18 protein-coding genes are annotated in these 19,415 nt (G+C 45.8%); 14 read left to right on the top strand and 4 right to left on the bottom strand.

Going from position 1 to position 19,415, the window contains the following annotated elements; genetic code table 11:
- Nucleotides 1-182: 182 nt before the first annotated feature.
- From KIT90_RS03250 to KIT90_RS03270, 5 genes are all read left to right on the top strand, one after another.
- On the top strand, nt 183-623 hold the full coding sequence (locus KIT90_RS03250; protein ID WP_005436019.1) for an SRPBCC domain-containing protein: 441 nt from the start codon (nt 183-185) through the stop codon (nt 621-623).
- 86 nt (nt 624-709) lie between these two features.
- A complete protein-coding gene (locus KIT90_RS03255; protein WP_039987536.1) occupies nt 710-1,462 on the top strand; it encodes a phosphatase in 753 nt (250 codons plus the stop codon).
- A gap of 100 nt (nt 1,463-1,562) precedes the next feature.
- Complete coding sequence (locus tag KIT90_RS03260) at nt 1,563-1,952, top strand: cytochrome b562 (RefSeq protein ID WP_285375222.1); 390 nt, start codon at nt 1,563-1,565, stop codon at nt 1,950-1,952.
- Between the two features lie 173 nt (nt 1,953-2,125).
- Nucleotides 2,126-2,485, top strand: a complete 360-nt coding sequence (locus tag KIT90_RS03265; RefSeq protein ID WP_063344780.1) for a hypothetical protein — start codon at nt 2,126-2,128, stop codon at nt 2,483-2,485.
- A 150-nt stretch (nt 2,486-2,635) separates the two neighbouring features.
- The gene (locus KIT90_RS03270) at nt 2,636-4,075 is read left to right on the top strand and encodes a PepSY domain-containing protein (protein WP_285375226.1); all 1,440 of its coding nucleotides are present in this window, start codon (nt 2,636-2,638) and stop codon (nt 4,073-4,075) included.
- Nucleotides 4,076-4,125: 50 nt separating this feature from the next.
- Here KIT90_RS03270 and KIT90_RS03275 read toward each other — a convergent pair whose 3' ends face one another.
- From KIT90_RS03275 to KIT90_RS03285, 3 genes are all read right to left on the bottom strand, one after another.
- Nucleotides 4,126-4,509, bottom strand: coding sequence for a VOC family protein (locus KIT90_RS03275; RefSeq protein ID WP_270051206.1), 384 nt, complete (start codon nt 4,507-4,509; stop codon nt 4,126-4,128).
- Between the two features lie 11 nt (nt 4,510-4,520).
- On the bottom strand, nt 4,521-5,450 hold the full coding sequence (locus KIT90_RS03280; RefSeq protein ID WP_042601221.1) for a LysR family transcriptional regulator: 930 nt from the start codon (nt 5,448-5,450) through the stop codon (nt 4,521-4,523).
- A 77-nt stretch (nt 5,451-5,527) separates the two neighbouring features.
- The gene (locus KIT90_RS03285; protein WP_285375230.1) at nt 5,528-6,001 is read right to left on the bottom strand and encodes a hypothetical protein; all 474 of its coding nucleotides are present in this window, start codon (nt 5,999-6,001) and stop codon (nt 5,528-5,530) included.
- Between the two features lie 288 nt (nt 6,002-6,289).
- Here KIT90_RS03285 and KIT90_RS03290 point away from each other — a divergent pair, with 288 nt between their 5' ends.
- From KIT90_RS03290 to tdh, 9 genes are all read left to right on the top strand, one after another.
- Nucleotides 6,290-6,973 (top strand): spondin domain-containing protein, encoded by a 684-nt coding sequence (locus KIT90_RS03290; protein WP_005384002.1) that lies wholly within the window; start codon nt 6,290-6,292, stop codon nt 6,971-6,973.
- A 10-nt stretch (nt 6,974-6,983) separates the two neighbouring features.
- Nucleotides 6,984-7,679, top strand: coding sequence for a spondin domain-containing protein (locus KIT90_RS03295; RefSeq protein WP_262689169.1), 696 nt, complete (start codon nt 6,984-6,986; stop codon nt 7,677-7,679).
- Between the two features lie 146 nt (nt 7,680-7,825).
- Complete coding sequence (locus KIT90_RS03300; RefSeq protein ID WP_238855267.1) at nt 7,826-8,557, top strand: response regulator transcription factor; 732 nt, start codon at nt 7,826-7,828, stop codon at nt 8,555-8,557.
- Between the two features lie 116 nt (nt 8,558-8,673).
- The gene (locus tag KIT90_RS03305; RefSeq protein ID WP_285375238.1) at nt 8,674-10,047 is read left to right on the top strand and encodes a HAMP domain-containing sensor histidine kinase; all 1,374 of its coding nucleotides are present in this window, start codon (nt 8,674-8,676) and stop codon (nt 10,045-10,047) included.
- Between the two features lie 606 nt (nt 10,048-10,653).
- Nucleotides 10,654-12,054, top strand: coding sequence for an aminotransferase class V-fold PLP-dependent enzyme (locus tag KIT90_RS03310; protein WP_285375241.1), 1,401 nt, complete (start codon nt 10,654-10,656; stop codon nt 12,052-12,054).
- A 61-nt stretch (nt 12,055-12,115) separates the two neighbouring features.
- Nucleotides 12,116-13,048: a transporter substrate-binding domain-containing protein gene (locus tag KIT90_RS03315; RefSeq protein ID WP_038895929.1), complete on the top strand. Its 933-nt coding sequence runs from the start codon at nt 12,116-12,118 to the stop codon at nt 13,046-13,048.
- On the top strand, nt 13,045-15,372 hold the full coding sequence (locus tag KIT90_RS03320; protein ID WP_285375245.1) for a bifunctional diguanylate cyclase/phosphodiesterase: 2,328 nt from the start codon (nt 13,045-13,047) through the stop codon (nt 15,370-15,372). The genes KIT90_RS03315 and KIT90_RS03320 overlap by 4 nt, the downstream gene beginning before the upstream one ends.
- Before the next feature lie 212 nt (nt 15,373-15,584).
- A complete protein-coding gene (locus KIT90_RS03325) occupies nt 15,585-16,778 on the top strand; it encodes a glycine C-acetyltransferase (RefSeq protein ID WP_005432273.1) in 1,194 nt (397 codons plus the stop codon).
- Nucleotides 16,779-16,979: 201 nt separating this feature from the next.
- Nucleotides 16,980-18,011 (top strand): L-threonine 3-dehydrogenase, encoded by a 1,032-nt coding sequence (gene tdh, locus KIT90_RS03330; protein WP_005383983.1) that lies wholly within the window; start codon nt 16,980-16,982, stop codon nt 18,009-18,011.
- Nucleotides 18,012-18,156: 145 nt separating this feature from the next.
- On the opposite strand, the gene KIT90_RS03335 is transcribed toward tdh, so the two are convergent.
- The gene (locus KIT90_RS03335) at nt 18,157-19,137 is read right to left on the bottom strand and encodes a cytotoxin (protein WP_285375247.1); all 981 of its coding nucleotides are present in this window, start codon (nt 19,135-19,137) and stop codon (nt 18,157-18,159) included.
- Nucleotides 19,138-19,415 lie beyond the last annotated feature (278 nt).

Here is a 19,415-nt window from a genome sequence, read left to right on the forward strand (position 1 = left end):
CTAATTATTGAGTTGGCAGTGATGTTTTAAAATCAAACAGACTGCTAAGTCTCGTTGACTTACCTGCTTCTTTTATTTGCACCATTGATGTCGGGCTTCGCAATTCTCCTTTGGTTGCCATTGAATTGTTTGATTTTTAATCAGAATGAACTAGCGTCAAGAAAGGAGCAGGGAGAGAAAATATGCTGACTTTAAACTATCACGTCGAGATTGCCGCGACGCCTCAACGCGTATGGAGCGTGTTGACTGATGTCGAACTATACAAGCGATGGGCGCAAGCCTTTTCACCTCAGTCTCAATTTGATGGTGCATGGGAAGAGGGAAGTGACATTACTTTCTTTGATCCAGATATGGGCGGGACAAGGGCGATCATCGATACGGTGCTGCCGCTGCAAAAACTTGAGTTTCATCATGTTGCCATTTTTAACCCGGATAATCGGCAGCAGTTGGATGGGGATTTGGCATCTAAGTGGATCGGATCGCGGGAGATCTATCAGATCGAGACGATAGAAGATCGCTTGTTGCTGAGTATCACCATTCATACTCACAGTGATTTTGTGTCGATGTTCAATCATGGTTGGGAAAAGGCACTGCCGTTGATCAAGCTCATCAGCGAAGAGTAAGGTTAGATTGCGGGTCAATTTGGGCTGACGACAGGTTGCTTGTGGGTATACAATAGCCGCCAATTTGCGCACCAAGAGAGTTGATGATGGAATTTAAGGTTGATACCCACACGCATACGTACGCCAGCGGTCACGCATACAGTACGTTGATTGAAAACGCGAAATCGGCAAAAGAGAACGGGCTGGATATGTTCTGTACGACCGACCACGCTGAATCAATGCCGGGTGCGCCTCATTACTGGTTCTTTTCTAACCAGAAAATTCTGCCGCGCTTTCTTGAAGGCGTTGCCATTATTCGCGGCGTTGAATCTAACATCATGAACACCAAGGGTGAGATCGATATTCCAGATAGCGTTGACCGTAATTTGGATTGGGTGATTGCTAGCTTTCATGAGCCAGTGTTCCGCCCAGCAGATAGTGCTACGCACACTGAAGCGCTGTTGAACATCATCAAAAACGGTCGTGTTGACGCGCTAGGCCATTTGGGTAACCCCAACTTTGACTTCGATTTTGAAGCTGTACTGAAGTGCGCTAAAGAGCACAATGTCGCGATTGAAATCAATAACACCACATTGAAAGGCAACAGCCGTGTCGGTAGCGTAGACCGTTGCCATGAGATTGCCCAAATCGGTAAAGAGCTCGGTGTCTTCTTCACCACAGGCAGTGATGCGCACTTCTGCCACGATGTGGGTAACCTGAGCTTGGTGGGTGAGTTAATGGATAGAGTTGGCATTGATAGCAGCAAGGTTATTACTCACTCAGCACAACAATTCTTGGCCTTCTTAGAGCTGCGTGGTCGTATGCCAATTGCAGAGTATGACGAGATTCGCAACGCATAAACTTGATTACATTTTTGGTTATGCAAGTGTTAATGGATTGCTTTACACTGCTCGCATTAAAAAGCCGACTCAGAATTCGGCATTCAATGGAGAAGTGAAGATGTTACGTCCTTTAGTGTTGTGGTGTGTAATTGCGTTAGGCTCAACGTACGCAATGGCAGAAGCCGTCGACTTAAAACAAAACATGAAGCAGATGAAGATGGAATTCAAACAGGCGGCAGAAGCGTCTGATGTTGAAACTATGAAATCTGCGATTGATAGCTTGCAAGCGATCGTTGAACAATCTAAGCGTGGTAATTACCCACCAGAGAAGTTCGATATCTACCTAGAAGGCTTTAACAAGCTGACGGTAACGCTAAATAAGATTGAAGCGGATCTTGATGCAGGCAAGCTAGAAGAAGCGAAAGACCAACTGCGTGAAATCGATAGCCTTCGTGAAGAGTACCACGACAAACGCAACCCAAGTATCTGGAGCAAACTGTTTAGCTAACCGTTTATCCAACTTGAAGAAATGACCATCAGCCTGCCACTTCGGCGGGCTTTTTTGTGCCTGTCAATCGAGGTATTCAAGAAAACCTGTGAGGTAGCAGCCACTTATTGATCCTGTTTTTGAGCTACCACTCAGAATTGGTTACGCTGTGTGAAATTTGTTAAGTCACCGTTATGCGTAGATTAATTCCTTTTTACCGCTCGATGTTATTTGCTAGTGCTCTCAGTTGGGTGCTAGTGACGCTGATGCCTGTTATCAATGCTCATGGTAACAGCATGGGCGTGTGGGCGACGTTATGTACGCTTAACGGTTTTGAGTTGGTTCAAATAGAAGAGGGCGACAATTCTGTCAGCCACAAAGGTAAGCCTTGTCCTTTTAGCCACTTCTCGACTTTTCATCACGATACACTTCCAACGACACCAATACTCTCAAGACTGAGCTTGGTGATTTCTGACAGCTACGCTTATTTGGCTCTAAGTGTGCGATTTGAAACACCAGTTCCTCGAGCGCCGCCAGTTTCCCTTTTCTCATAACAAAAACCATAACAAGTAAAGTCACATAGCACTGCCACTTCGAGCAGTGGTACTCCCAAATCTAAGTCAAATAGCGCCGCATACGAATGCGTATGTGCAGGATGCGTTTGGCTGAATTTGGGTGTTCAACAATGAAAAAGGAAAATACACATGTTGAGAAACTCGGCAAAGCCTCAACTCAAGGAAGCCTCACGCGCAAAATCCATCTACTTTATGACGTGGCGATGGCACTTCTACGCAGGTTTGTTCGTCATTCCATTTATGCTCATGCTTTCCCTCACAGGGTTGGTAATGTTGTTTGATGACGAGATCGAACTGGCTCGATATGAAGCGACATTACAAGTTTCACCACAAGAGCAAATGGTTCCCGTCTCTGCACAATTGGAAACCGTAAAGCAGGCGTATCCCGATTTTAATGTCACTCAATTTGTACCTGCTAAAACGGCCGATATGGCCAACCGATTCTCGATTCAAAACCAAGAAGGCAGCTCGCTGATTGTTGCAGTAAATCCTTATACAGGAGACATACAGGGCACCATTAATCGTGGTGATAGCATCTATGAACTGATGAACAGCATCCACGGTACGTTGCTCATCGGAGACTTAGGCGACCGTTTGATTGAAATCGCCGCAAGTTTGGGGATTTTGCTGTTGGTGTCTGGTTTGTACCTTTGGTTACCTAGAGACAACGCCAGCCGCGCCGGCTTTTTGAAAATTCGCCTTAACAATGGCCCTCGAATTTTGATGCGTGACCTGCATGCGAATTTAGGTGGCGTGCTGTCGATTGTACTGTTGTTCTTTTTGATTTCAGGTTTGTCGTGGGCAGGGATCTGGGGAGCGAAAATGGTACAAGCTTGGAATACCTTCCCAACCTATTACACATGGGGTGAGAAACCAGAGTCGACACTGACACACAAAGACCTGAATCATGGTGCATCAGAAGAGATGCCATGGAACTTAGAGCTTGCTGCTGTGCCTGAATCGAAAGACAAACCCGCTCATGATCATGCCAATATGAAGGAAGATATGGCATACGCAGGCAACCATGATGCGCTCTCTATTGATGATATCATCCTCAAGGCTGAAATGATGGGCTTCACTGGCTATAAGCTGTTTTTGCCACGCTCTGAGACGGGCGTTTACACCGTTGCAGCTAACTCCATGGGTGGCGATATCTCCGACCCAAGACAAGATCGCACCAGCCACTTTGACCAATATTCCGGTCGCTTGTTGGTGGACGTCACGTGGCAAGATTACAGTTTGTTTGCCAAGTTCATGGCGGCAGGTGTGTCATTGCATCAAGGCGATGTCAGTGTGTTTAACAAAGTGCTCAACGTGGTGTTCTGTTTGGCGTTCATCTTAATCTCAATCACAGGTGTGGTGATGTGGTGGATTCGTAGACCAAGTCGCAGTGCTGCATTGGGTGCGCCACCTAAGTTTCAGCAAGACGGTATTTGGAAGCTTGGCTTAGTAACGTTGGTAGTATTGTGTCTGGCGTTCCCGATGGGCGGTTTGGCGATTGTTACGGTTCTCACTCTGGATTGGCTGTTGTTCAACCGCGTCGAGAAACTGAAAACGGCGTTGAATTAGTAAAGACAAAGAATGGAATAGTAAAAGAGCCAGCGAAGTGCTGGCTCTTTTTATTTCTGGTAAATCTCCAGTGGCAAGCCATCTGGATCTTGGAAGAAGGTAAAGGCTTTACCTGTGAATTCGTCAATACGAATTGGCTCAACTTCAACGTCATTCGATTCTAGGTAGGCTTTCACTTGTTCAACATCATCAACCAAAAATGCGAGATGCCTTAACCCTTGTGCTTCAGGAAAGCTCGGTCTCTCTGGTGCGCCCGGAAAGCTAAACAGTTCCACTTGGCCGCCGTCAGGTAAAGCGAGGTCAAGCTTGTATGAGTCTCTGGCTTCACGATAGTTTTCAGCAATGACTTTCAATCCCAACACTTCAGTGTAAAAGTGTCTTGACCTTGGGTAATCGCTGCAAATGATCGCGACGTGATGAATAGCATTAAACATGGTTAGCCTGTTCAAGCATGGTTAGTGTCCTCGGAGACTAAATGCTCCTTAACGAAGTCGATAAACACGCGCAGACGAGCAGGCATGTATTTGGTTTGCGCATACTGCATCGCGATAGCGCCGTGGTAGTTACTCTTGATCATCCAATCCGGCAATACTTCCACCACTTCCCCTTGCTCTAATGCGTCTTTGATCACGAAGTCATGGAAGATCCCAATTCCCAAGCCAGACTTAACCCCATTCAAGCGCATTTGAGAATGGTTGACAGCGTAGCGTCCACTTACGGCAATGGAGTGGAAAGCTTCCTCTTTAAAGAATGACCAGATGTTGTCTTTGTCGTTCTCGGCAAGGTAAATGCAGTCGTGCTGCTCAAGCTCAGTGGGATGCTCAGGCATACCGTGTTTGGTGAGGTAATCTGGAGAGGCACATAAAACAAGATTGGTCTTGCTGATCTCCTTGAGTACCAGGTTCTCATCGGGTTTGTCGGTGAGCTTGAATGCGACATCAATTCCTTGGCGGAACAGATCAATCTCACCATCTGCTGCACGCAGCTTAAGCTGAATATTTGGATAACGTTCTAGGAATGGCAACACAAACGGTTGAAGCACCGAATTAAGAAATGCTTCAGGGGCTGCTACTGTGAGTGCGCCTGTTGGCTCGGCATGATCTTCTGCAGATAACTCAACGGCTTGCTGCGCGGCATTCACCATTGCGATGCTTTGGTCGTAAACCTTTTGCCCTGCTTGAGTGATGATCAACTTACGAGTTGTGCGCTCAAACAGTTTGACCGAGAGGGCTTGTTCCAACCGTGTGATCAACTTACTTAAAGCCGATGGCGTCACGCCGAGTTGTTTGGCTGCAGCGGTAAAACTGCCTTCGTTTACCACTAGGATAAACGAAGCAAGATCAGGAAGTAGGGCAATGAGTTTTGGATTAACCATAATTGTTCAGTTCTGCGCAGCGGAATAACGATATTGTCTGGTACGGTTTCACGAGGTTCAAGTGTCACCGTCTCGCTTTAACGATATTTTGCCAAAAATGCATTGAGTGCAGGCAAGCCAGATTCACCAGTATGGTATTGTTGCCAACAGTGATAAATGGCCGTTTCGTGGTCTGCAATCAACTCGATAGCTTCTCGTTCAGCGATTGAATACTGCTGTGAAGCTTTCACTTCTTTATGCCACTCTCGATACTTGACCTCATAAGGTTCTACCCATTTCAGAAGAGTCGCCACCAACTCTTGCCATGGTAAACCAATCCATTTGGTTGCATCTTCCAAGCCTTTATCCAACATCTCTTGGTGTCGACTTTCGATATCCATACCATTTGTCAGCAGTACAGGTTTGAGCTTTTCTGCGGTGAGCTCTTCCACTTCAATCAAGGTTTTCCACAGCGTTTGTTGTTCACTTTGGGTGTAATGGCTCAAGTAGTGGTTGAAAAAAGCGATGCCGTAGATTTCGCCATAGTAGGCAGACAGAACGTTATGAATCATGGTGAGAATCGTGATTTAAACAGGGAATACCGCATTGTAGGAGGGGAAAGCGCGAAGTGTAAATACCTGATTAAGAGTAAAAAAGTGCTGCTGACAGAATTCGAACAGAACTTGTGAGAATTTTATGAGAATTCGATGAAGTTGCTGATAGATTTGCTCGTCATTCTTAGAGGCAAGAACGCAAAACGTTCGAAACGTAATGCTTAACCTACTCAAGTCACGAACAAAGAAGTAAAGCCGTACACATGGGCTTGGGTAGTTCAACCCTCATTAAAGGATGGAATCACAATGAAAAAACGTACCCAACTCGGACTCGTCATGACTTCAGTCGCTATGGCACTAGGCTCTGCATCAGTGAATGCGGCGGAATTGGAAATCACCGTGACAAACGCAACCAAAGGCATCTACTTTACGCCTCTTATTGTTGCCGCACATGGCTCTGATCTTCAAATGTTCAGAACGGGTCAAGCAGCAACGCCAGAACTAGAAGCAATGGCAGAAGGCGGTGATATCTCTGGGCTTGCTAGTGTGATTGGTAACGCTGGTGGTGCGGTGGTTGAGAATCCTGCTGGTGGCATTTTGAATCCGGGTGTTGCAACCACCTTCACCTTAGACAGTGGCGACCACGGATATCTTTCTCTGAGCGCGATGTTGCTGCCAACCAATGACGGTTTTGTCGGTCTGGATAGCTGGAAGATTCCAACTGAAGCGGGTACGTACCGAGCAACGCTAAGAAGTTACGATGCAGGTACAGAAGCGAACGATGAACTTGCGTCTAGCATGCCAAACCCACCTTTCATTACCTTTGGTACTGGCGGCACAGGCGTTGAAGCAACGGTAACTAACGACAAAGTTCACGTGCATCCGGGTAACCTTGGTGATAGCGACCCAACTGGCGGCATCAGTGACCTAGACAGCAGCAGCCATCGTTGGTTAAACCCAGTCGCAACCATCACAATCGTTGTGAAGTAAGGGGGGATGTATGAAATACAGAATCTTACTAGTAGCAGCTTCAGTCGGCTTGCTCGCCGGTTGTCCAAGCGATGATGATAATGATGTAGTGAAATCGTACCGCTACACCGTCAACGTTTCGAACTTGACTGCGAATCAACCTATGTCTCCGCTTGCGGTACTCACTCACAATGGTGACTACCAACTGTTTGAAATTGGACAAGCGGCATCCGTTGAACTTGAGCACCTTGCCGAAGGCGGGAGTAATGCTGAGCTGATTGAGTTGATGAACAGCAATGACAGTGTTTACCAAGGTATTTCGGGTAATGGATTGGTGTTGCCGGGTGCATCGGACGAAGTCACCATCACGGTTGACCCTAGTCGTTACGGTTACTTGTCTGTGGCGTCTATGTTTGTGAATACCAATGATGCCTTTGTTGGCGAAACGGGGTTATCGCTCAAATCGCTCGCTGTGGGTGAAAGCTACGAAATGAGCATGAACGTTTGGGATTCTGGCACGGAACTGAATGATGAACTTGCTGCAACTATTCCGGGCCCTGCGGGGGGCGGTGAGGGCTTCAATGCCGCTCGTAATGACAGCAATGACGTTGTTGCTTTCCATTCGGGCGTTGTTAGCCAAGATGACGGATTAGCAAACTCAGCACTCTCTGCGAACCATCGTTTCTTGAACCCAGGTGCGAAAGTCACCATCACTCGAGTCGAGTAACACAGGCTCCGATGACGTCTCCTTTCCAAAGCGCTTGTAGCCGAGCGCTTTATCCCTCATGGCGTCATCGGAACCTTTTTTGAAAGAATTTCTAATTTGTTCCGGTCATGTGCAAAGTGAGGATACTCGAAGGCAAGGAAAGGACCATGGAACAACAGGCAATCAATTTAGTCGCGAACATCTTGTTGGTGGAAGATGACGATGATTTGGCAGAACTGGTTCAGATGCATCTCAAGTTTCAAGGACACCAAGTGTCGCGAGCCACAAATGTCGCCGATGCTAAAGCGCAATATCAGCAACAACCCTTTGATTTATTGATCCTTGACCGAGGTTTACCAGATGGTGATGGCCTAGACATCTGCCATTATTTGCGTCAGCAACAAGATTGGAGCCCAGTGCTCATGCTGACAGCCAGAGACGGTGAAATGGACAAGGTAGACGGCTTAGAAGCGGGCGTTGATGACTATATCACCAAGCCATTTAGCGTATTAGAATTCCAAGCACGAGTGCGAAACGTGCTACGTAGAGTCAGCCAAACCGCAGAAGTCAAAGTAGCAAATGAAGTCCTCGATGATGCGATGGATTTTGGTCCGCTGAGAATCATTCCGGAGTTGCACCAAGTATCCCTAAACGACAAGGATGTCACGCTCACCGCGACAGAGTTTACTTTGCTGCAGTTTCTCGCGACTCGTCCGGGCAGAGTCTACAGTAAAGATGAACTGCTCGATCACGTTTGGAACACCAGTCATTCTGGTTATCACCATACGGTGTGTAGCACCATAAACCGTTTACGCAGCAAGTTGTCGTTGTCTGATTCTGATCATCACTTCATTCAAACCGTGTGGGGTGTTGGATATAAGTTTCAGCCAAGACTCTAATGCAAGAAAGTAAGTCAAAACATCAAGCCAAGACAGTAAGTCGGCAGTTGTTTTCACCGTCATTTTTCAATCATCACGGGTGTTGCAAAAACACCGCTGTTTAAGGAGGCGATAGGATGAGCTTCAAATCTCGCTTGGTAGTATTTACTAGCTTGTGGTTCTGCCTCGCGGCGGTGGTGATTGCACTGACTTACAATTGGCAAAAAGAAACCATTGAGTTACGCACTAAGCAAAGCCTGCATAAAGAGCTAGCTAGCCATATGCGTGACGATAATCCGCTAATGATCGGCACGGATTACAACCCTAAAGCACTCAAGTCGATCTTTCACACGCTCATGCTGATCGGCCCTGATTTTGAAATCTACTTCCTCGATAGCCAAGGCAATATCACCACCCATGCAGCACCGGAAGGGGCGGAGATCATGGGGAAGGTGGATCTCAATCCCATTAAGCAATTCTTAAATGACCAACCTTTTCCTATTTTGGGTGAAGACCCACGTAATCGTGGTGAGCACAAAGTCTTTTCTGTCGCGGCGATAGAGGAATTAGGCTCAACGGTCGGTTATCTCTACGTGGTGATTGGCAGTACCCGACATGACGCCATTGCCAATGCTCAAGTCGACACCCCTTACATCGCGCTGGCAGGATTGGTCTTAGTGTCCATTTTAGGCTTTGCTCTTGGAGCTTATGTGCTGGTCAAACGTAGTCTGTTGAGCCCGATTGAGCGTGTGACCAAACAACTACAACAGCAAGCTGAACATGATTTCCGCCTGCAACCTGATTTCACTCACCAAGTGCCGGAGCTCGTGCCGATTGCGAACTCTTATCAGATGATGGCGAAGCATATTCAGCAGCAGTTTTTACAGTTGGAGTATCAATCGTCTCATCGTCGTCAAAGTCTGTTGCAGCTCAGTCACGATTTAAAAACGCCGTTATCGAGCGTGCTGGGCTATTTGGAAACGTGGCGTTTGCAACATCCGGAATCCGATCCTTTGATTGACGTTGCTTTCCGAAATTGTGAGAAGCTCTCAACTCAATTGCATTCTTTGTTAGACGCCGCGCGCAAAGAAGCTCCAATGCCAAACTACGAGTACCGCCCCGTAGATCTTGGCGCGTTGATGGCAGAATGCGCTGAAACGATGCAGAGCCAGTTTTCTCGTAAAGAAGTGGTGTTGAAAGTGGATATCGATAACGAAATCCAAACCGTGGGTGATAAGGGGCTATTGGAGCGGTTGGTGCTTAACTTACTTGAAAATGCTTTACGCCACAGCCCAATTGGTTCGGAAGTGCATTGCCAAGCGCATTTGAGTGAGGATAAGTCGCGTATCCACTTTGCCTTCGTCAATCACATCGAGGAAGAAGCAGAGGGCGGTTCTTTGGGGATCGGGACGAAGATTGTCCAATCGATCTTAATGCTTCACCACAGCTACCTTGAGACCAATGCAACATCCTCTCAGTATCAACAGAAGTTCACTCTAAGAGCGGTATGAGCGCTTTCTCACCGCTCTTAGGTTTTTACTCTGATCTCCTAGTTCCAACTCTTATCATACATAAAGCAAGCGCCTATCTATCGGGCGCTTTTTGTCTGTCTCATACAACTAGTATTTCTCGAAGCTACACACTCAATGTAATTGCTGAAAAACAGAATCGGCTAGTCATACTCATTAAACATTAATTTCATCTCGAATAATTCATCCAATCCGTTATTTAATCGGTGAACAAATAACATGCGCGAATAAAACGTATCCTGTTACATATTTAACGTGCTAGATTGCAATATTAACCTTGTTGTCTAATTTGTGATGAAAATATTACAAACATAGTTTTTCTCTTTTCGTAGAGATTATAAATTGATTTGTGATTTATATTAGCAGTAAGTGTTTTAGTGAATATTTTAATATGTGTTTGGTTGTTTATTTGCAGGTGTGGGAATTGTTGCTTATATCATCAGATAGAATGAAAAAGTGGAACTAAAGTCACTTAATTGCAGCGGAAAAATCTAAACTATAGACCTATTAGGTAATAATGGTTTAGTAACAGATAGTTACGGATTCATAATTAATAATATGGCTAAACTTCCGACAAGGATCGAAAAGATGAGCGACAAGGAATCTATTCAGACTAATCGCAGCCGCCGCAATTTTTTAAAAGGTGCAACTGGTGCAGTTGTGGCTGGCGTCAGTGCTTCAGCGTTTTCTGGTGCTGTTCAAGCAAAGGAACCGAATATCGACTGGAGCCGTCTAGGTAAAAAGAACGATAAACGCTTTTGGCGCAAAGTTCAAAAGCAGTTCGTATTGGATAAACGAACGACTTACATGAACATCGGTACGACAGGTTCAATGCCAAAACATGTTCTTGAAGGATACGAAGACAACAACAAGATCGTTGCTAAGTACCCGTGGGATATGAAAGACAAGTTTGGTGCTTGGCCTCATGTTTCTGAAATGGTGACGCAAGTAGCGCCGGGCTTTGGTGCTAACCCAGATGAAATCATTCTGAGCCGCAACACCACTGATGGCCTATGTTCTATTATCAATGGCCTTCATTTCGAACCGGGCGATGTCATTCTAACGACTCACCACGAACACGTTGCTGCCACTTCGCCAATGAATGTAGCAAAACACCGCTTCGGTGTGGATGTGGTCGAAATTCAACTTCCTGTTTTCACTGGTACTGAAGACGTTTCTGAACAAGATTACATTCAAGCGTTCCGCGAAGCGATTGAAGCCCACCACAACGTTCGTCTTATCGTCTTCTCGCACATTACCTACAAAACCGGTACTACTCTTCCAGCCAAAGAAATCTGTTCTCTAGCAAAACAACACGGCATCCCAACCTTAGTTGATGGTGCGCACACTGTTGGTATGTTCGATTTAGACTTCCACGATATGGATTGTGATTTCTATGCAGGATCTGGTCATAAGTGGCAGTGTGGTCCTGGCGCGACAGGTATCTTGTATGTACGTGATAACGGCAACCGTTTGAATGAGTACTGGAGCGATCGCGAGAATCCATTGTGGTTGATCAACTCTTCTCTTTCTCACGCTGATTACCTAGGCAAGCAATTGCAAATGCAATACATTGGTAATGACAACTACCCAGCAAAACAAGCACTTGCTGATAGCTGTAAGATGTGGGATGAGATTGGTCGTGACCGCATTCAAGAGCGCGTTCTTGAACTAAGTGACCTATGCAAAACACTGCTTAATGAAGCGTTACCACATGCTCAAATGTACTCGCCAAATGTGGAAGGCTTAACCAGTGGTCTAACGACGTTCAACCCATTTAACGATGTGACGGATGAAGAACGACTCACCTTGTTCCGAGACCGTCTGCGTGAAGACTATGGCTACATCATCCGTACGACAAGCTTCAAGCTGTACAAAGATGATGCTTACGAAACACAAGCACTGCGCATCTCAACGCATCTATTCCACGATGAGAAAGACGTAGAAGGGCTTGTAGAAGCCATCACGGATCTTTACTACTCGTTCTAACGTTGTTGAACTTTCAAAGCGCCCTTTATTGGGCGCTTTGTGGAAGAGAGGGATATTCACCATGTCAGTGAAAACAATCAAACGAACCATGACGGCACTTACCGTTGCTCTTGCTTCAATCATGTCGACTTCTGTTTCGGCGGGCGATCTGCAAGACATCAAAGACAGTGGCGTGCTGCGTCATATCGGTGTGCCTTACGCCAACTTCGTTTCTTACATTGATCAAGGGGAAATGCAAACACTGACCGGTCTTGATGTCGATATCATCAAAGGGTTTGCTCAATCTCTCGGCGTGCGTTACCAGTACGTACCAGCGCAGTGGAATAATGTGGTTGGTAAACTGACAGGTCAGCAAGTCGAATACAAAGATGCGCAGCTGGTTGTGGGTGAGAAGATGCCAGTTGAAGGCGATCTGATCGCTAACGGTGTCACCATTTTGGATTGGCGTGCTCAAATCGTCGATTTCTCAGATGACTACTTCCCATCTGCAGTGTGGCTGGTGGCTCGTACCGACTCTACTCTTACGCCAATCACGCCGACTGGCTCGGTGGAGCGCGACATCACCAAAGTCAAAGCGCTGATTAATGGACGTGAAGTTCTGGCGATGGAGCACTCATGCCTAGACCCAAACCTTTACAACTTGTATGACACGGGTGCTAAGGTGATTTTGCCTGATGGCCAGCGCCGTTTGAACGAAATGGTTCCTGCCATCATGAAGAACGATGCAGAGAGTACGCTGCTAGATGTGGCAGATACACTGATTGCATTAGAAAAATGGCCAGGTGAAATCAAAGTCATTGGCCCAGTCTCTGAAAATCAAAAAATGGCGGTTGCCTTCCGTAAGGATTCTCCTGAATTAAAAGCCGCGTTTAACCAATATTTGAATTCAATTAAGCAAGATGGGACGTACCAAGCTCTGGTCGAGAAATATTACCCATCTATTTACTATTTCTATAATGACTACTTCTTAGAAGATAGTAAGAAAGATATATGAGAAAGTCTGTAAAAAAAATATCAAGCCAGAAGATCATTACCATCAGTGCGATTTTGGTATCGCTCTACTTGGCGATGCTTATTACTGTGACGAGTTTAGGTCAAAATAAATTAAAAGATTCACAACACCGAGAACTCGGCCTAAAGGTGAAAAGTTACGCAGGTACGCTTGATAATTTATTTACGCTTGCCAGCGAAGATATAGACCATCTATCCACCGATAAAACGGTGCAGACCTTTTTTGCTAACCTCGCTTCTGGCATGTCGATGGAATACGGCTTGGGTGCGAGTTTGATTAATTTGAAACGCAAACTGCAAGAAAAGTCCGAAACGAAAATCGTCAACAACCAAATCATCTACAAGAAGCTGACCCTGATTGGCCTTGATGGCTCAACAATCGTCACTACTGGTGCGAAAACAGACCATCGCATCGACACCTCGCGATTACTGCAAAACCACAAAAATACAGAAGAGATACGAGCCGTTCGTGATGACGGTAGAGTATTAATCCAAGTGGTCAAGCAAGTGATGTTCTCTGGCAAACCGGTTGGTTACTTGATTGCAGACATCAACAAGCAAGTGGTGATTTCTCAACTCACCAACCAGGAACATGAAGACAGTTACAGTCGCATGGTGCTGAAGATCAATGACGTTGAAATGGAAGTTTGGGATTCGATCAGCCGCAAACTGGAACAAGAAAACGTTACGGGCCCAGAGGCGCTTTCTCAAGAGCTTAAACAGAAGATTTACTTCGAAGTGCCAATTGAACGTCATCATTTTGAGTTGATGGCGTGGTTTGAATCGCTCAGTGAACGCGACATCTACACCTCGCGCGTATTCATTACTGGATTGAGCATCCTTGCTATCTTGATTGTGTTTGGTCTCTTGTATGCGTTTAGCCTAAATAACACGCGTGTTGAGCTTAAGATCAAACTGGAAGAAGAGAAAAAGCGTAAAGACTTCCTGTCTCAGCAAAACCAGCGATTAACCAGTGAAATCGAGCGCCGTAAATCATCAGAGATGGAGTTGGCTTACCAAGCAAAACATGACTCTCTGACCGGGTTGCCAAACCGAGTATATGGCTCAGAACGTTTGGAGCTGGAACTGTCACGCGCTGAGCGAATGGGGTCCAACGTGTTGGTTATGTTCATTGACCTCGACCACTTCAAACAAATCAATGATTCCATGGGTCACTTTGTCGGTGATGAAGTCTTGAAGCTGGCAGCAGAACGCTTGCACAACGCAGTGCGTAAGACTGACTTACTCGCGCGTATTGGTGGCGATGAATTCCTCTTGGTTATCCCTGATTTGCAAGATGCCGACAGCGCAAAACGTTTTGCAACAACTGTCCTGTCTGTGTTCAATGAACCGTTCGTTTGGCAAAACCACGAGTTCTTCCTATCGGCGAGTGTCGGTATGTCGGTGTTCCCAGAGGATGGCGACAACGCAGAGCAACTGCTAGCGTGTGCAGACATGGCGATGTACCGCGTGAAGCAAGATGGTCGTGATGCGTTCTGCTTCTATGACCACAACATGAACCAAGATTTGCAGCGCTTCTTAGATTTAGAGAGTCGTCTGCGTCATGCTATTGCGCACGATTTATTAGAGCTCTACTACCAACCTATTATTGACTTGAACAGCGGTACGATTGTCGGCGCTGAAGCTTTGATGCGTTGGAACGATGAGAAGTTTGGTTTCGTCAATCCAGAAGAGTTTATCTCGATTGCCGAGAAGAACGGTTTGATTCATCAGCTAGGGGACTTTGCGATTCGCCAAGCGTGTCATCAAGCTGCCCAATGGCAGACCGTCGCACCGCTGTTCGTGTCAGTAAACTTCTCTAGTGTGCAGTTTAGATACTGTGATCAACTCTTAGAACAAATTAAGCAGCACCTAGAAGAATCAGGATTACCTGCCGAAATGTTCGATGTAGAAGTAACGGAAAGCTTGCTCTTCAACCACAGTAACGAACTGATGGGGATGTTAGACAGCCTGCGAGCATTGGGCGCGAAGCTCACCATTGATGATTTCGGTACCGGTTATTCTGCATTAAGTTACTTGCAGAAGTTCCCGTTTGATCGTCTCAAGATCGACCGCAGCTTCTTGCAGAACATGTTTGAGAATGAGTCCGACCGCGAGCTTGTGAACGTGATTATTGCGATGGCGAAAGCACTGAATCTGAAGATTGTCGCAGAAGGCATCGAAGAACAGCGTCATGTGGATTATCTGAAAAACCTAAACTGTGAGTTCGGACAAGGTTTCCACTATAGCCGCCCTTTGCCTGCGAAGGACTTTGAAACACTTTTAGCTAAGCCGACTTGGCTATAACTCCTTTCATTACAACCTCATAGAAAAGCATTAACTGGATTCGTGCCTCAGATTCATTAATGCTTTTCCACCTTGAGGGATAATCGTTTTTCCTTCCTTGAATTACACTACACTTAATTGATAAGTAAGTGCCTGTGACCCCCGTCACATAAAGGTTCAACCTAATTCTAATCGAGTGAAAACTCGACAAAATAAACAGGAAGGAATTGCGAATGTCTTCTGCATTTTACCAACAGATTGAACAGCAAATTGAAGAAGTGAAGGCGGAAGGCCTTTACAAAGCAGAGCGTATCATCACGTCTCAACAGCAAGCGGCTGTTAAAATCTCTACTGGTGAAGAAGTACTAAACTTCTGTGCGAACAACTACCTTGGTCTTGCTAACCACCCAGCACTTATCGAAGCGGGTAAAGCAGGCATGGACGAGCACGGTTTTGGTATGGCTTCAGTACGTTTCATCTGTGGTACTCAAGACATCCACAAAGAGCTTGAGCAGAAGCTTTCTAAGTTCCTAGGTAAAGAAGACACGATTCTTTACACATCATGTTTCGATGCAAACGCGGGCCTATTTGAAACGATTCTAGGTAAAGAAGACGCAATCATCTCTGACGCACTAAACCACGCGTCAATCATCGACGGTGTTCGTCTATGTAAAGCGATGCGTTTCCGTTACTCAAACAACAACATGGAAGAGCTAGAGCAACAACTAATCGCTGCGAAAGAAGCAGGCGCTCGCCACATTCTTATCGTAACGGACGGCGTGTTCTCAATGGACGGCGTAGTAGCAAACCTACCAGCTATCTGTGACCTAGCAGAGAAGTACGGCGCATTGACTATGGTTGATGACTCTCACGCTGTTGGCTTCATGGGTAAAACAGGTGCAGGTACGCACGAGCACCACAACGTGGTTGACCGTATCGACATCATCACTGGTACGCTAGGTAAAGCGATGGGCGGCGCTTCAGGCGGTTACACGTCTGGTAAAGCGGAAGTGATTGACTGGCTACGTCAGCGTTCTCGTCCATACCTATTCTCTAACTCTGTTGCACCAGCAATCGTAAGCGCTTCTATCCGCGTTCTAGACCTACTAGAAGAGAGCGGTGACCTACGTGACCGTCTATGGGAAAACGCAGCACACTTCCGTACTCGTATGGAAGACGCAGGCTTCACAATGGGTGGTGCTGACCACGCAATCATTCCAATCATGCTTGGCGACGCAAAAGTAGCAGCAGAATTCGCAGAGCGCGCTCTAGAGAAAGGCATCTACGTAATTGGCTTCTCATTCCCTGTTGTACCAAAAGGTCAAGCGCGTATCCGTACTCAAATGTCTGCAGCGCACTCTCGTGAGCAACTAGACCGTGCAATCGACGCGTTCATCCAAGTTGGTAAGGACATGGGCATCATCTAAGTTTCGTTTCCTCTTCCTAGCCTCCTCCTAAACATAGGGGAGGGATTAGATGGAAAGGAGAAAGAACTACGTTTAAAGATCAAAAGGCTTTCCCAACTCTTCTGAGTCGGCTCATGGGCAAAGCCTTTATTTCTTCTTTAAACGTATTAGATGAAAGAATTTTTTGTCACGCACAGAGCGGGGCAATGTTTGGTGAATACTATGAAAATTAAAGCATTATCAAAGCTAAAGCCTGAAGAAGGCATCTGGATGACTGAGGTTGATAAACCAGAAGTTGGCCATAACGACATTCTGATCAAAATTAAGAAAACCGCTATCTGTGGTACAGACGTACACATCTACAACTGGGACGAATGGTCACAAAAGACAATTCCAGTGCCTATGGTTGTTGGTCACGAATACGTGGGTGAAGTGGTTGCGATTGGTCAGGAAGTTCGTGGCTTTGAAATCGGTGACCGCGTATCTGGCGAAGGTCACATCACGTGTGGTCACTGTCGTAACTGTCGTGGCGGCCGTACTCACCTATGTCGTAACACGATTGGTGTGGGCGTTAACCGTGAAGGTGCATTCGCAGAATACCTAGTGATTCCAGCGTTCAATGCGTTCAAGATCCCTGAAGGCATCTCTGACGATCTAGCGTCTATCTTTGACCCGTTTGGTAACGCTGTACACACTGCGCTTTCTTTTGACCTAGTGGGCGAAGACGTGCTGATCACAGGTGCTGGCCCAATCGGTATCATGGCTGCTGCAGTCGCGAAACACGTTGGTGCTCGTCACGTAGTGATCACAGACGTGAACGAATACCGTCTAGAACTTGCTCGTAAGATGGGCGTAACGCGCGCAGTAAACGTAGCTGAAGAGAAACTAGAAGATGTAATGGCTGAGCTAGGCATGACAGAAGGCTTCGACGTTGGTCTAGAAATGTCTGGTAACCCAGCAGCATTCAACTCAATGCTAACCACAATGAACCACGGTGGTCGTATTGCACTACTAGGTATTCCACCATCAGACATGGGTATCGACTGGAACCAAGTTATCTTCAAAGGTTTGGTGATCAAAGGTATCTACGGCCGTGAAATGTTTGAAACATGGTACAAGATGGCTTCACTGATCCAATCTGGTCTGGATCTATCGCCAATCATCACGCACCACTACAAGATTGATGATTTCCAAGAAGGCTTCGACGTAATGCGCAGCGGTATGTCAGGCAAAGTTATTCTTGATTGGGAATAAGGTCGCGATAAAGCAGCCTAAAACCTCTTAATATCAAATTAATAAAAACGCCCTAAGTGAACCTTGGGGCGTTTTTTGTTTTTAATGACTGACTATTCTGTAAAATAGCGCTCGTTTACAACTCAATCTCATTATTACTTCAGCGTTAGCGTTTTATTACTATGGTTCCAGTTTCAACTACACGAGATTCCTTCGACGCCATGACTTTTGCCGTGTGCTTTTCTGATGAGAAAAGAGTTTTAGCTGATGTCGTAGGTTGGCTGATAGAAGGAGCATGCTCTTGCTTCTGGTAATGAATTTCCCAATTTCGAGTTTGAGTGTTGTAGCGCATAAAGGCAAAGCCCGTAATATTCTTAATCGTGGTGCTGCCTTTTTGGTAAAAGCCATAATCACGGAAACTCATATAGCTGATTAAGCCGTTGCTGTGGTCTCTCACATCATTGTATTGTTTATTTTCTTTGCCACCTTCCACATGGTAAACCCTGATTAAATCATCGCTCCAGTCATCCACAACAAAAGAGCAGCCGCTGAAATTGGGCGTGAAAACATATAAATGGTCGCGATGAGGATCAGGGTGTTTAGGTATATCGAGATACTTGCCTTGCGCGACCCAGTAGGCCATCTGTGATGTATTTTTATCGGGTGGTTCTCCTGCATATGTATCGATAACTTGAAGCGCACCTACCGTTCCATGGGCGTGTTTGTATTGCATGCCACTAAACACAAGCTCACCACTCTCTTTAACTTCCTTTTGAGTGGTAGGGGTGAGTGATGACATCTGAAGAGCGACAACCTCTGCACTAACAGGCTGATTGGCGAAGCTAGAACCAAGCAGGTCTGATGGCAATACACGTTTTCCTCTCGCGTCGTTCATTTCCATTCTTGATGATGGCATCGGTGACAGGATAGCGTCAGGCAGCTCACGCTCTTCGCCCACATAAATGTGATTTTTCTGTTCTTCTTCTTTACGGTCGGCGACGACTTTGTCTCGGTTATCATTCCAGCGCTTATAGTCACTTGAGGAGTAAGTTAACTCATCCCTGCGTTCTTGCTGTTGTCGTGCAGCTCGTTGCGCTGTGGTTTCTTGTGCTTCTTCTGTATTAACAGGCGCTGATTGATATCGCATAGTCGGCATTCCAATAAAAATAAATAAAAGAATACCTATGATTTTCAATATTTCATGAGGTGACTGTTTAAATAGTGATTTTTACTAACAGAAAGCTCAGAACGAAATTGTATTTTAAATTCAGCTGTGTGTTTAAGTTTGTTGTGGTTAAATAAAAACCACTTATAAAATTCCAATAGATGACTGTTAAGAACTTGTTTATTTATGATATTTATTTAAGTGCGTATCTATAATATTCAAAATTATTATTTTAACAGTCAGCTTAGCCAATAATCTCC

Origin of the sequence: Vibrio sp. B172a, assembly GCF_030248355.1 — a bacterium.
Taxonomy (GTDB): domain Bacteria; phylum Pseudomonadota; class Gammaproteobacteria; order Enterobacterales; family Vibrionaceae; genus Vibrio; species Vibrio owensii.

Excerpts from the sequence above, each read along its gene's own strand:
- KIT90_RS03250 (WP_005436019.1), top strand. The coding sequence starts at position 183 with ATGCTGACTTTAAACTATCACGTCGAGATTGCCGCGACGCCTCAACGC.
- KIT90_RS03255 (WP_039987536.1), top strand. The coding sequence starts at position 710 with ATGGAATTTAAGGTTGATACCCACACGCATACGTACGCCAGCGGTCAC.
- KIT90_RS03260 (WP_285375222.1), top strand. The coding sequence starts at position 1,563 with ATGTTACGTCCTTTAGTGTTGTGGTGTGTAATTGCGTTAGGCTCAACG.
- KIT90_RS03265 (WP_063344780.1), top strand. The coding sequence starts at position 2,126 with ATGCGTAGATTAATTCCTTTTTACCGCTCGATGTTATTTGCTAGTGCT.
- KIT90_RS03270 (WP_285375226.1), top strand. The coding sequence starts at position 2,636 with ATGTTGAGAAACTCGGCAAAGCCTCAACTCAAGGAAGCCTCACGCGCA.
- KIT90_RS03275 (WP_270051206.1), bottom strand. The coding sequence starts at position 4,509 with ATGTTTAATGCTATTCATCACGTCGCGATCATTTGCAGCGATTACCCA.
- KIT90_RS03280 (WP_042601221.1), bottom strand. The coding sequence starts at position 5,450 with ATGGTTAATCCAAAACTCATTGCCCTACTTCCTGATCTTGCTTCGTTT.
- KIT90_RS03285 (WP_285375230.1), bottom strand. The coding sequence starts at position 6,001 with ATGATTCATAACGTTCTGTCTGCCTACTATGGCGAAATCTACGGCATC.
- KIT90_RS03290 (WP_005384002.1), top strand. The coding sequence starts at position 6,290 with ATGAAAAAACGTACCCAACTCGGACTCGTCATGACTTCAGTCGCTATG.
- KIT90_RS03295 (WP_262689169.1), top strand. The coding sequence starts at position 6,984 with ATGAAATACAGAATCTTACTAGTAGCAGCTTCAGTCGGCTTGCTCGCC.
- KIT90_RS03300 (WP_238855267.1), top strand. The coding sequence starts at position 7,826 with ATGGAACAACAGGCAATCAATTTAGTCGCGAACATCTTGTTGGTGGAA.
- KIT90_RS03305 (WP_285375238.1), top strand. The coding sequence starts at position 8,674 with ATGAGCTTCAAATCTCGCTTGGTAGTATTTACTAGCTTGTGGTTCTGC.
- KIT90_RS03310 (WP_285375241.1), top strand. The coding sequence starts at position 10,654 with ATGAGCGACAAGGAATCTATTCAGACTAATCGCAGCCGCCGCAATTTT.
- KIT90_RS03315 (WP_038895929.1), top strand. The coding sequence starts at position 12,116 with ATGTCAGTGAAAACAATCAAACGAACCATGACGGCACTTACCGTTGCT.
- KIT90_RS03320 (WP_285375245.1), top strand. The coding sequence starts at position 13,045 with ATGAGAAAGTCTGTAAAAAAAATATCAAGCCAGAAGATCATTACCATC.
- KIT90_RS03325 (WP_005432273.1), top strand. The coding sequence starts at position 15,585 with ATGTCTTCTGCATTTTACCAACAGATTGAACAGCAAATTGAAGAAGTG.
- tdh (WP_005383983.1), top strand. The coding sequence starts at position 16,980 with ATGAAAATTAAAGCATTATCAAAGCTAAAGCCTGAAGAAGGCATCTGG.
- KIT90_RS03335 (WP_285375247.1), bottom strand. The coding sequence starts at position 19,137 with ATGCGATATCAATCAGCGCCTGTTAATACAGAAGAAGCACAAGAAACC.